Annotated in this window: 9 protein-coding genes; 4 read left to right on the top strand and 5 right to left on the bottom strand. The window is 71.8% G+C overall.

Annotation, left to right across the window (positions count from 1 at the left end):
• Positions 1-564 precede the first annotated feature (564 nt).
• Together AC5P09_RS49825 and AC5P09_RS49820 are read left to right on the top strand one after the other, a co-directional pair.
• Positions 565-1,005 carry an SRPBCC family protein gene (locus AC5P09_RS49825; protein WP_307678144.1) on the top strand — a complete coding sequence of 147 codons (441 nt, stop codon included), beginning with the start codon at positions 565-567 and terminating at the stop codon, positions 1,003-1,005.
• A gap of 77 nt (positions 1,006-1,082) precedes the next feature.
• Positions 1,083-2,402, top strand: coding sequence for a lanthionine synthetase LanC family protein (locus AC5P09_RS49820; protein ID WP_493880291.1), 1,320 nt, complete (start codon positions 1,083-1,085; stop codon positions 2,400-2,402).
• On the opposite strand, the gene AC5P09_RS49815 is transcribed toward AC5P09_RS49820, so the two are convergent.
• The 5 genes from AC5P09_RS49815 to AC5P09_RS49795 all read right to left on the bottom strand — a co-directional run bounded on the left by AC5P09_RS49815 (position 2,354) and on the right by AC5P09_RS49795 (position 9,124).
• Positions 2,354-3,505 carry an XdhC family protein gene (locus tag AC5P09_RS49815; protein WP_493880290.1) on the bottom strand — a complete coding sequence of 384 codons (1,152 nt, stop codon included), beginning with the start codon at positions 3,503-3,505 and terminating at the stop codon, positions 2,354-2,356. The genes AC5P09_RS49820 and AC5P09_RS49815 overlap by 49 nt on opposite strands.
• A 52-nt stretch (positions 3,506-3,557) precedes the next feature.
• Positions 3,558-5,015 (bottom strand): NCS2 family permease, encoded by a 1,458-nt coding sequence (locus AC5P09_RS49810; protein WP_493880289.1) that lies wholly within the window; start codon positions 5,013-5,015, stop codon positions 3,558-3,560.
• Between the two features lie 223 nt (positions 5,016-5,238).
• Positions 5,239-7,638 carry a xanthine dehydrogenase family protein molybdopterin-binding subunit gene (locus AC5P09_RS49805; protein ID WP_493880288.1) on the bottom strand — a complete coding sequence of 800 codons (2,400 nt, stop codon included), beginning with the start codon at positions 7,636-7,638 and terminating at the stop codon, positions 5,239-5,241.
• A 2-nt stretch (positions 7,639-7,640) separates the two neighbouring features.
• On the bottom strand, positions 7,641-8,225 hold the full coding sequence (locus AC5P09_RS49800; protein WP_493880287.1) for a (2Fe-2S)-binding protein: 585 nt from the start codon (positions 8,223-8,225) through the stop codon (positions 7,641-7,643).
• A complete protein-coding gene (locus AC5P09_RS49795; protein WP_493880286.1) occupies positions 8,225-9,124 on the bottom strand; it encodes an FAD binding domain-containing protein in 900 nt (299 codons plus the stop codon). The genes AC5P09_RS49800 and AC5P09_RS49795 overlap by 1 nt, the downstream gene beginning before the upstream one ends.
• A 375-nt stretch (positions 9,125-9,499) precedes the next feature.
• On the opposite strand from AC5P09_RS49795, the gene AC5P09_RS49790 reads away from it, so the two are divergent.
• Both AC5P09_RS49790 and AC5P09_RS49785 read left to right on the top strand, forming a co-directional pair.
• Positions 9,500-11,176 (top strand): PucR family transcriptional regulator, encoded by a 1,677-nt coding sequence (locus AC5P09_RS49790; RefSeq protein WP_493880285.1) that lies wholly within the window; start codon positions 9,500-9,502, stop codon positions 11,174-11,176.
• A 126-nt stretch (positions 11,177-11,302) separates the two neighbouring features.
• A complete protein-coding gene (locus tag AC5P09_RS49785; protein ID WP_493880284.1) occupies positions 11,303-12,082 on the top strand; it encodes a hypothetical protein in 780 nt (259 codons plus the stop codon).
• The last annotated feature ends 294 nt before the right edge of the window (positions 12,083-12,376 follow it).

Genomic DNA, 12,376 nt, shown 5'->3' with positions numbered 1-12,376 from the left:
GGGGACCAGTGCGCCCAAGACCGTTCGGGGCGTGCGGCTGAACGGGCTCACTCCCGCTCAGTCCAAAGGAACGGTTGATACCAAGGATGTGCATGAGAAACGTGCTCCGTCCCGGGCGGCGTGTGGGGACCTGAACTCTGCGAGTGCCGCGCTGCGGTTGGCTCAAACACTTGGAGACAGCTTGGCACGTAATACTCCGACTTTTCGCCCTAAGTCACCACCGCATCACCGCTCCGTCACCGCGTGACAACCGGTTCCGGCGGCGACGGAGCGCGAGAACCAGCCGATCCCGCGCTCCGGCCCCTCATGCGGGCCGACCCTCAGCCGCCCGGGCGGGTACCCCACGGCGGTGCCACACGCGTAGACCGGCCACTCGACCACTGTCATCAAGGTCGCGGTCTCCGCGTCGGGGCGGCGGCATGCCCACCCATGGCCCGGAGGCCAGAGCGTCGCCGCCCGACGGGGTGCGCACCCACTGTCGGCGAGCTGTTCGCCACGCGCGGGACACGGCCGGGCCGTATACGAACGCCCTGCTCAGCGGGCCGCATTCCCTACGATCGTCCCGTGGTCAACTTCCTGCTCGAACGCACCGCCCCGCTCCCTCGCGACGAGGCATGGCGCCGCCTCACCCACTGGGCCCGCCACGGCGACGCGGTCCCGCTCACCCGGATCACCGTGACCACACCGGAGCCGACGCACGAGGGCACGCTTGTCGTGGCCCGCTCGGGCATCGGCCCGCTCTCCTTCGACGACCCCATGGAAGTCACCGTCTGGCGGCCTCCCACGGACGACCTCCCAGGTCTCTGCCGCCTGGACAAGCGCGGCCGCTTCATCACGGGGTGGGCCGAACTCGAGGTCCACCCCGGCCCCGGCGGCCGCACCCGCGTCCTGTGGCGCGAGGAACTGCGCGTACGCCTCCTCCCCCGCCTCTTCGACCCCCTCCTGGCGGCCACGGCACGGTATGTCTTCGGCCGGGCGGTGAACGGACTCCTGAGGCGGCCGTGATGACGCTCGTACGGGCCGGCTGGGAGGGCGCCGCTTCGTGCTGTCGGTCTGAACCCGGCCGTGCCAGAGTGGGCGCCATGACGGCAACAGACACGCGCGACGCGGGAATTGACGAGGCCGAGGCGCTGGCGGTCGAGGCTCTGCGCTGGTTGCTCGCCGCCGCGCGGGACACCGAGGGCGGTGGGCAGGCCTGGCCCGCCAAGCCCTCCGACGACGAGCCCGAGTCCATGCTCTACGACGGTACCGCCGGGGTCGTACCGGTGCTCCTGGAGGCCTGGCGGCACTTCGGGGACGACTCGTACGCCGACACCGCCCTGCGCGCGGCCCGTGGCCTCGTCGCCGCCGTCGAGGACTGCGAGGACAGTTCCCTGTACCTCGGACTCACCGGAATGGCGCTCGCCCTGCGGGCCGTTCACGACGAGCTGGGTGACACGGCCTCCGGCGCCGCCGTGGACCGGGCCCTGGAACTCGTGCGGTCGCGTTTCGACGGGACCCGCTGGGGCGAGTTGTTCGAGCTGATGGGCGGCAACGCCGGAATCGGCCTCGGCGCGCTGCTGCTGGGCGACGAGGAGTTGGCCGTACTCGCCCTGGAGCCCTATCTGCGGACCGCCGAGAAGGTCCCGTCGGGCGTGCACTGGGAGTTCCGTACCGGCAGGGAGGGGCGTATGCACCACCTCTCGCACGGCACGCTCGGGATCGTGTACGCGCTGGCCGCCGTCGGCACCGCGACGGGACGGACGGACCTCGTCGAGCTGGGCCGGGCCGGTGCCGCGGGTGTCGTGGCGCGGGACGAGGACGGACCCGAGGGGTTCCTGGTCGGGCACTCCGACCCGGCACACCTGCCCGACCGGATCGAGCGCCACAGCTACGGCTGGTGTCATGGGCCCGCCGGTGACGCCCAGGTCTTCCGGCAGCTGAGGGACGTGTTCACCGAGGAAGCGGCTGTCTGGTCGGCCCTGGCCGACCGCTGCTGGCACACCGTCACCCACTCCGGCCTGCCCGGCCGGCTGCGCTCGGGTTTCTGGGACAACAACGGCCGCTGCTGCGGCACCGCGGGCGTTCTCGCGCTGGCCTGCGACCGGATGGCCGAGCAGGACGACGGCCACGACTTCGCCCGGGTCCTCGTCGCGGACCTCACCGACCGCGCGATCCGGGACGCCGACGGCGCCCGCTGGTCCAACTTCGAGCACAAGGTCACCCCGGGCGACCTGGAACCCCGCACCGGGTGGGCGATGGGCAACGCGGGCATCGCCCGGGAGCTGATGCGGTACGCCCGGCTGGGCCGCGGCGGCGACCCGGACTACGCGTTCGCGTGGCCCGACCAGCCGGCGGTGCGCCGGGGCGCCCTTCAGGCCACCGACCCGATCCGGCCCGCCGGCACGGACGTCACGTCGTGATGGATCGGTGTGTGCGCGCCGGTCAGTGAGACGCCGCTGCCGCCACGCCGGTCGGCGACGATCTCGGCGGCGATCGACAGGGCCGTCTCCTCCGGCGTCCGGGCCCCGAGGTCGAGCCCGATCGGCGACCTGAGCCGCGCCAACTCCAGCTCTGTGACGCCGACTTCACGCAGTCGCTCGTTGCGGTCCAGGTGGGTGCGCCGGGAGCCCATCGCGCCGACGTACGCCACCGGCAGCCGCAGCGCGAGCTTCAGCAGGGGTACGTCGAACTTGGCGTCGTGGGTCAGAACGCACAGGACCGTACGGGCGTCGACGTCCGTGCGCTCCAGGTACGTGTGCGGCCACTCGACGACGATCTCGTCGGCGTCGGGGAAGCGCGCGCGGGTGGCGAACACGGGCCGCGCGTCGCACACCGTCACGTGGTAGTTGAGGAACTTGCCGATCCGCACCAGCGCCGACGCGAAGTCGATCGCGCCGAAGACGATCATCCGGGGCGGCGGTACGGAGGGCTCCACCAGCACCGTGAGAGGGGCTCCGCAGCGGGAGCCCTGCTCGCCGATCTCCAGGGTGCCGGTACGGCCGGCGTCGAGGAGCGCGCCGGCCTCCGCGGCGACCGTGCGGTCCAGCTCCGGATGGGCGCCGAAGCCGCCGTCGTACGACCCCTCGGGGCGGACCAGCATCGCCCGGCCCACGAGGTCCGCGGGGCCGGAGACGATCCGGGCCAGCGCCGCCGCCCGCCCGCGCGCGGCGACGTCGAGCGCGGCCGTGACCACCGGGCGGACCCGGTCGCCCGCCCGTACCGGCGTGACGAGGATGTCGATGACGCCGCCGCAGGTCAGGCCGATGGCGAAGGCGTCGTCGTCGCTGTAGCCGAAGCGCTCCAGTACCGACTCCCCGTCCCGCAACGCCTGTTGGCACAGGTCGTAGACCGCGCCCTCCACACAGCCGCCGGAGACCGAGCCGATCGCCGTGCCGTCGGCGTCCACCGCGAGGGCGGCGCCGGGCCGGCGGGGCGCGCTGCCGCCGACGGCCACGACGGTGGCCACCGCGAAGTCACGCCCCTGCTCGACCCACAGGTTCAACTCCTCGGCGATGTCCAGCATGTCTCGGTCTCCTTTCAACTGCGGTCGCGTGGAGGGCGTTCGCCAGGGGCGGCTAGTGCACGCCCATCCAGCTCTCGATCGGGTTGAGGGCGAAGTACACCAGGAAGATCACCGTCAGGACCCACATGAAGGCCCCGATCTCCCGCGTCTTGCCCTGGGCGGTCTTGATGGCCACGTACGAGATGACGCCGGCCGCGACGCCGGCGGTGATGGAGTACGTGAACGGCATGATCACCACGGTCAGGAAGACCGGGATCGCGGTCGCGCGGTCGCCCCAGTCGACGTGCCGGGCGTTCATCATCATCATGGCGCCGATCACGACGAGGGCCGCGGCGGCGACCTCGCCGGGCACGATGGCCGTCAGCGGGGTGAAGAACAGACAGGCCGCGAAGAAGAGCCCGGTGACGACGGAGGACAGGCCCGTACGGGCGCCCTCGCCGACGCCGGTGGCCGACTCGACGAACACCGTCTGGCCCGAGGCGCCCGCCACGCCGCCGATCGCGCCGCCCGCGCCGTCGATGAACAGCGCCTTGGACAGGCCCGGCATCCGGCCCTGCTCGTCGGCGAGTTTGGCCTCGGTGCCGACGCCGATGATGGTGGCCATCGCGTCGAAGAACCCGGCCAGCACGAGGGTGAACACGATCATGCCGACGGTCATCGCGCCGACCTCGCCCCAGCCGCCGAACTCGACGTGGCCGAAGATCGAGAAGTCGGGCATGGAGACCGCGCCGCCGTGCAGTTCGGGGGCGCCGCTCGCCCACTGCTTGGGGTCGATGACGTCAAGTGCGTTGAGGAGCACGGCCAGGACGGTGCCGCCGACGATGCCGAGCAGGATCGCGCCGGGGACGCCGCGCGCCTGGAGCATGAAGATCGCGAGGAGGGTGACGGCGAAGAGGAGCACCGGCCAGCCGGCCAGTTCGCCCGTCGGGCCGAGGGAGACCGGGGTCGCCTCGCCCTGGTGCACGAAACCGGCCTTGTAGAAGCCGATGAGGGCGACGAACAGGCCGATGCCCATGGTGATGGCGTGCTTGAGCGCGAGCGGAATCGCGTTCATGATCATCTCGCGCAGGCCGGTGACGACGAGCAGCATGATGACCACGCCGTAGATCACGCACATGCCCATCGCCTGCGGCCAGGTCATCTGGGGTGCGACCTGGGAGGCGAGGACTCCGGAGACGGAGAGGCCGGCGGCGAGGGCGAGGGGCACCTTGCCGAAGAAACCCATCAGGAGCGTGCTGAGGGCCGCCGCGAACGCGGTCGCGGTGATCAGCGCCTGCTGGCCGAGCGTGTTCCCCGCCGCGTCCTTGCCGGACAGGATCAGGGGGTTGAGCAGGAGGATGTACGCCATCGCCATGAAGGTGGTGGTGCCGCCGCGCACCTCGCGCGCGAGCGAGGATCCTCGCCGGGATATGTGGAAGTACCGGTCGAGCCAGGACCGTCCGGCCGGGACGCGGGTGCCTTCTCCCGCGTCTTCGGCGACGGTCTTCGGCTCCAGTGACTGCTGGGTCATGTGGGCCTGCTCCCAAGGTTCATAGGGACACCCGCGGGTTGCCTTCGGCGACTGGCGGGATTTGGGGAGGTGCCCGACCCGGGGGACGGCCCGAGACGAACGTTGGTACTGCACTGCAACCGGCGCCGGGGTGGCCGTGGATGAGCAGTTGCCCGGCGCCGGGGTGCCGCTGCGCCCACCCGTGCCGCCCCAGCGGCACGACTGCCCGCAGCGGCGGCGGACGTTACGCGGTTCCCGTCAGGTGTTCGGGACGTACCGGCGTCCTGTTCAGCTCCAGGCCCGTCGCGTTGCGGATAGCCGCGAGGACAGCGGGAGTCGAGGACAGGGTGGGTGCCTCGCCGACGCCGCGCAGCCCGTACGGGGCGTGGTCGTCGGCGAGTTCGAGCACGTCGACGGGGATGGTCGGCGTGTCGAGGATGGTGGGGATCAGGTAGTCCGTGAAGGAGGGGTTCCTGACCTTCGCGGTCTTCGGGTCGACGATGATCTCCTCCATGACCGCCACGCCGAGCCCCTGGGTCGTGCCGCCCTGGATCTGGCCGATGACGGACAGCGGGTTGAGCGCCTTGCCGACGTCCTGGGCGCAGGCCAGTTCGATGACCTTGACCAGGCCGAGCTCGGTGTCGACCTCGACGACCGCGCGGTGCGCGGCGAAGGTGTACTGGACGTGGCCGAAGCCCTGCCCGGTACGCAGGTCGAAGGCCTCCGTCGGACGGTGCCGCCACTCGGCCTCGACCTCGACAAACTCGCCGTCGAGTACGTCGACCAGGTCGGCGAGGACCTCGCCGCCGTCGGTGACGACCTTGCCGCCCTCGAGCAGCAGCTCCGCTGTCGCCCAGGCGGGGTGGTAGGAACCGAACTTGCGGCGGCCGATCTCCAGGACCTTCTCGCGCACCAGCTCGCAGGAGTTCCTGACGGCGCCACCGGTGACGTACGTCTGACGCGACGCGGACGTCGAACCGGCGCTGCCCACCTGGGTGTCGGCCGGCTTGATCGTCACCTGGGCGACGCCCAGCTCGGTGCGGGCGATCTGCGCGTGGACGGTGACGCCGCCCTGGCCGACCTCGGCCATCGCGGTGTGCACCGTGGCCACCGGCTCCCCGCCGACGACCTCCATACGAACGCGCGCGGTCGAGTAGTCGTCGAAGCCCTCGGAGAAGCCGACGTTCTTGATGCCGACCGCGTAGCCGACACCGCGTACGACGCCCTCGCCGTGCGTGGTGTTGGAGAGGCCGCCCGGCAGCTGGCGTACGTCGGCGGCTTCGCCGGCCGCGAGCCACTGCTGCTCCGGCGGCATCGGCATCGCCTTGACGCGGCGCAGGAGTTCGGCGACCGGGGCGGGCGAGTCGACGGCCTGCCCGGTCGGCATGACGGTCCCCTGCTCCATCGCGTTGAGCTGACGGAACGCGACCCGGTCCATGCCCACCTTGTCGGCGAGCTTGTCCATCTGGGCCTCGTAGGCGAAGCACGCCTGGACCGCGCCGAAGCCGCGCATGGCGCCGCAGGGCGGGTTGTTGGTGTAGAGGGCGATGGCCTCGATGTCGACGTTGTCGATGACGTAGGGGCCCGCGCCGAGCGAGGCGGCGTTGCCGACGACGGCCGGGGAGGCGGAGGCGTACGCGCCGCCGTCCAGGACGATCCGTGCCTTCAGGTGGGTGAGCTTGCCGTCCTTGGTCGCCCCGTGCTCGTAGTACAGCTTCGCGGGGTGGCGGTGGACGTGCCCGAAGAAGGACTCGAAGCGGTTGTAGACGATCTTGACGGGCTTGCCGGTGCGCAGGGCCAGCAGGCAGGCGTGGATCTGCATCGACAGGTCCTCGCGGCCGCCGAACGCGCCGCCGACGCCGGACAGCGTCATCCGCACCTTGCTCTCGGGCAGGCCGAGTACGGGCGCGATCTGGCGCAGGTCGGAGTGCAGCCACTGGGTGGCGATGTAGAGGTGGACGCCGCCGTCCTCGTCCGGCACGGCGAGGCCGGACTCGGGGCCGAGGAAGGCCTGGTCCTGCATGCCGAAGGTGTACTCGCCCCTGACGATGAAGTCGGCCTTCTTGGCGGCCTCTTCGACGTCACCGCGGATGATCGGCTGGCGGTGCACGATGTTCGGGTGCGGGACGTGCCCGACGTGGTGGTCGTCGCGGTTCTCGTGGATGAGGATCGCGTCCGGCGCGGTCGCGGAGGCCTCGTCGGTGATGACGGGCAGGTCCCGGTACTCGACCTTGATCTTGGCGGCGGCGCGGCGCGCGGTCTCCGGGTGGTCGGCGGCGACGATGGCGACGGGCTCGCCGTGGTGGCGGACCCTGCCGCGGGCGAGGACCGGGGTGTCCTGGATCTCCAGGCCGTAGTTCTTCACGTCGGTCGGCAGGTCGTCGTACGTCATGACGGCGTAGACGCCGGGCAGGGCGAGCGCCTCGCTCGTGTCGATGGACACGATCTCGGCGTGCGCGACCGTGGAGCGCAGGATCTGGCCCCAGAGCATGTCCTCGTGCCACATGTCGGAGGAGTACGCGAACTCGCCGGTGACCTTGAGGGTGCCGTCCGGGCGGAGCGTGGACTCGCCGATGCCGCCCTTGGTCTTCGAGCCCTGGGTGACCTTGGTGGGAGTCCCGATGGGGGCGCCGTTGCTGGGCATGCTCAGACCGCCTCTCCCTGTCGGGCGGCCGCCAGGCGGACCGCGTCCATGATCTTCTCGTAGCCGGTGCAGCGGCACAGGTTGCCCGACAGCGCCTCGCGGATGTCCGCGTCGGTCGGGTTCGGGTTGTGCTCCAGCATCTCGTCGGCGGCGACCAGCAGCCCCGGGGTGCAGAAGCCGCACTGGACGGCGCCGGCGTCGATGAACGCCTGCTGTACCGGGGAGAGTTCGGTGCCCTCGCCGGTCTGCGAGTCCTGCCCCTCGGCGGCCCACTGTTGCGCATCCTGCAAGGACGTACCGCAGGCGCCGCTCGCGCATCCCCCGTGCTCGGCGCGCTGCTTGGCGAAGTCCGCCAGGCCCTCGACGGTGACGACCTCCCGGCCCTCCACCTGACCGGCGGCGACCAGACACGAACACACCGGCAGGCCGTCGAGCCGGACGGTGCACGACCCGCACTCGCCCTGCTCGCAGGCGTTCTTCGAACCCGGCAGACCGAGCCGCTCCCGCAGCACGTACAGCAGGCTCTCGCCCTCCCAGACGTCGTCGGCTTCCTGCGGACGGCCGTTGACCGTGAAATGAACGCGCATTACGCGACACTCCCCTTCTGATGTGTCCGGCCGTCAGTGCCGCGGTACGACTCCCAGGTCCAGGTCAGGGTGCGGCGGGCCATGACGCCGACCGCGTGGCGGCGGTAGCTCGCCGTGCCCCGGACGTCGTCGATCGGGTTGCAGGCGCCGGCGCACAGGTCCGCGAACTGCTTGGCGACCGACGGAGTGATGATCTTCCCGTTGTCCCAGAAGCCGCCTTCCTCCAGCGCGGCGTTCAGGAACTCCTCGGCGGCCTTCGCCCGGACCGGGGTGGGCGCGGCCGACCCGATGCCCGTCCGCACTGTCCGCGTCTCGGGATGCAGCGCGAGCCCGAAGGCGCACACGGCGATGACCATGGCATTGCGCGTACCGACCTTCGAGTACTGCTGCGGCCCGTCGGCCTTCTTGATGTGGACGGCGCGGATGAGCTCGTCCGGCGCCAGCGCATTGCGCTTCACACCGGTGTAGAACTCGTCGATCGGGATCAGCCGGGACCCTCGTACGGACTCGGCCTCGACCTCTGCGCCGGCCGCGAGGAGGGCCGGGTGGGCGTCACCGGCGGGGGAGGCGGTGCCGAGGTTGCCGCCGACGCCGCCACGGTTGCGGATCTGCGGGGAGGCGACCGTGTGCGAGGCGAGGGCCAGGCCCGGAAGCTCGCCGCGCAGGTGCTCCATGATCTTCGTGTAGGGGACCGAGGCCCCGAGCCGCACACTCTCCTCGCCGACCTCCCACTCCTCGAGGTCGCCGATGCGGTTGAGGTCGAGCAGGTACTCGGGCCGGCGGTGGTCGAAGTTGATCTCGACCATCACGTCGGTGCCACCCGCAATCGGCACAGCGGTGGGGTGCTCCGCCTTCGCGGCGAGCGCCTCCTCCCAGCTGGCGGGGCGAAGGAAGTCCATGACCGGCTCTCTTCTACGTCTCGTGGGTCGTACAGATTGAGCCAATCCGTGTGCGGCGGGCCCGGCTCGTTCATGTGCTGTTAACGCGGATTGACGCCAGTACACAGCGCCGTGCGGCACCCGGGTCAGTCACGGAAACCATGAAGGAGTTGGCTGGCCAAGGCGGTCATCTTGTAGATTCGTATGAACGGAGGTCATCAGTAACCTCCTCGTTTTCCTGGGGAAACGCGAGGCACACCCCATGTGACCTGGAACACGGCCGGAACGCGACTCCGGAGACGGCGGGCACCGCCAGACGACCGCCGGACGGACTCCTCCTTCACGAGCCCTCAAGATTCATCGTAGATTTCGAGACAAAGAACGGCGGCGACGAGAATGCGGCTGCGCGCACTGCTGGACACCGACGCGCTGGGCCTGCGGCTGCTCGGCGGCGAGGACGAGCTGGACCGCACCGTGCGCGGTGTGATGACCACCGACCTCAGGGACCCCAGCCGCTATCTCTCGGGCGGGGAACTGGTCCTGACCGGTCTGGCCTGGCGTCGGGACGCCGCCGACTCCGAGCCCTTCGTACGGATCCTGGTGCAGGCCGGGGTGGCCGCGCTGGCGGCCGGCGAGGCCGAGCTGGGGGCCGTTCCGGACGACCTGGTCGTCGCCTGTGCCCGCCACCGCCTCCCCCTCTTCGCGGTGCACGAGTCGGTGGCGTTCGCGACGATCACCGAGCACGTCGTACGGCAGGTGTCCGGCGAGCGGGCCGGTGACCTCGCGGCCGTGGTGGACCGGCACCGGCGGATGATGACCTCGGGCCCGGCGGGCGGCGGCCCGGACGTGGTCCTGGACCTGCTCGGCTCCGACCTGGACCTGCGGGCCTGGGTGCTGTCCCCCGCCGGGCGGCTCATCGCGGGCTCGAAGACCGCCGGCCCCGCTCTGCCGGCCGACGTGTGCGCGAAGCTCGCGGCCGAACACCTCGCGGCGGTCCGCACGGGCCGGCGCGGCCCGCACCGCGTCCTGCTCGGCTCCACCACCTACTCGCTCTTCCCGGTCCGCGGCAGCGGCGGCCGCTCCGCGCAGGGCTCCCGGGACGTGCGCGAAACGGTGCTGTCGGACTGGCTGCTGGCCGTCGAGGCGGACGCCGGGGACTGGCCGGAGGAACGGCTCGACCTGCTCCAGGGCGTCACCCAGCTGATCTCGGTCGAGCGGGACCGGCGGGACGCGGCACGCACGGTCCGCCGGCGCCTCGCCCAGGAGGTCCTGGAGCTGGTGCAGACAGGCGCCGCGCCCGCCGAGATCGCCGCCCGCCTGCGCGTGGCCGCCCCCGTCCTCCTCCCCGGCCTCGGCGCGGCCCCGCACTGGCAGGTGGTCGTGGCCCACGTCGAGTGGCAGGGTGGCGACCTGGAGGGCGGCCCGGTAGCCCAGTCCCTCCTCGAGGAGATCCTGGTGGACCCGCTCGCCACGGGCCCCGAGCCCTCGGACCGCATCGCGGTGGCCCACACAGGCGACGAGGCCATCGCACTCGTACCCCTCCCCGCGGTCTCCTCCGAGCACGACGGCTCGGAGGCGGGCATCATCGCCGACCTGCTCCTGGAGTCCGTACGGGACCCCCTGTCGGCCGGCCTCGACGACGACGGCCGCGTCACCCTCGGCGTCAGCGCGTCGGTGCACTCCGCGGAGGGCCTGCGCGGCGCACTGGAGGAAGCCCGCCACGCCCGCAGAGTCGCCGCGGCCCGCCCCGGCCGGGTCTGCGCGGCGGGCCACCAGGAGCTGGCCTCCCACGTGCTCCTCCTCCCCTTCGTCCCGGACGACGTCCGCCGGGCCTTCACGGCCCGCCTCCTGGACCCCCTGCGCGACTACGACCGCCGGCACCGCGCCGAACTGATCCCCACCCTGGAGGCCTTCCTCGACTGCGACGGCTCCTGGACCCGCTGCGCGACCCGTCTCCACCTGCACGTCAACACGCTGCGCTACCGGGTGGGGCGGATCGAGCAGTTGACGAGTCGTGACCTTTCCCGCCTCGAGGACAAGCTGGATTTCTTCCTGGCGCTGAGAATGAGCTGACACCGAACACCCCGCGACTCCCCCGACTTTGTGAATTCCTTCACCCACCCCCTTGGCCCGGCCGGTGGATTCGTGCTGAGATGCGGCCACCACTCATAGCTCGATGGCGTGCTCGGGGAGGGCAACGTGGCGCACACCGCCATGTCTGGTAACGGAACGACCGCCGGTGACGATCCACTCCAGACCGCGGTATGGCGGCTACGCTCCCGCGCCTGCTGGGTGGACGCCGCCGCCCTGCTCCAACCGGTGACCGCACCGGCCGCGCTCCAACGCGCCTCCCTCCTGGTGGAGCGGTGCCTGTACACCGAGCAGGGCTGGGAACAGGCCGAGGACGCGCTGCGCACGGCCGAGGCGCTGGCCCACGGCGACGAAGAGCGGGGCGCGGCCGCTTGTGAACGCGGGCACCTTGCCTACGCGGCCACGCTGCACGGCGTACGGGACCGCGCCGACGAGGCACGGGCGGCGCTCGGGCGGGCGGCGGCGCTGATCCCTCCGGGGACTCCGGGGCGGGCGCTGCTCGACTTCCGGCGAGGGCTGCTGGCGGAGAACCTCGCGGACTCCCCGCAGGCCGCGCGCGCGGCATACCGCCGCGCACACGCCGGTGCCACCGCGCATTCCGATCCCTTGCTGCTGTCCTTCACCTGGCGCCACCTCGCCGGACTCGCCCTCCGGGACGGCGAGTTGGCAGAGGCCCGACACGGCTTCAGCGAATCCCTCCGGATCCGCGAGGAGCTGGGCTACCTCGTCGGCACAGCCCCGGCGCTGGCCTCCCTGGCAGACGCGGAAGTGGAACCCGAGGCCTCACGCCTCCGCGAGGAAGCCCGCCGCCTGTTCCGACTGCTCGGCGGCGTACCGACATGGCTGGCCCGCCAACTGGCCCCGGTACCTCCCGCGGCGACGGCGTAGTCGGTCACCCGGCGCGGGCGCGGGCGCCGACTGGGGGCTCCGCCCCCAGACCCCCGGCCTATGCCCACCCACCACCCGACTCGGTGGGTCGAGAGGTGGGCCTCACCTCGGGGGCTGCGCCGGTCGGGAGGTGAACGTCGTCGCCGGGGCCACGCCGCCGGCGGGTGGGTGAGGGCTAGGGATGGTCTCCACCCACCACCCGACTCGGCCGGTCGACAGGCGGACCTCACCCCCGGGGCTGCGCCCCCAGGGGTGGGCGGGGGCTGGGGATGGTCTCCACCCACCACCCGACTC

The organism is Streptomyces sp. a15 (assembly GCF_059026085.1).
This window is presented reverse-complemented; position numbering and strand designations above follow the sequence as displayed.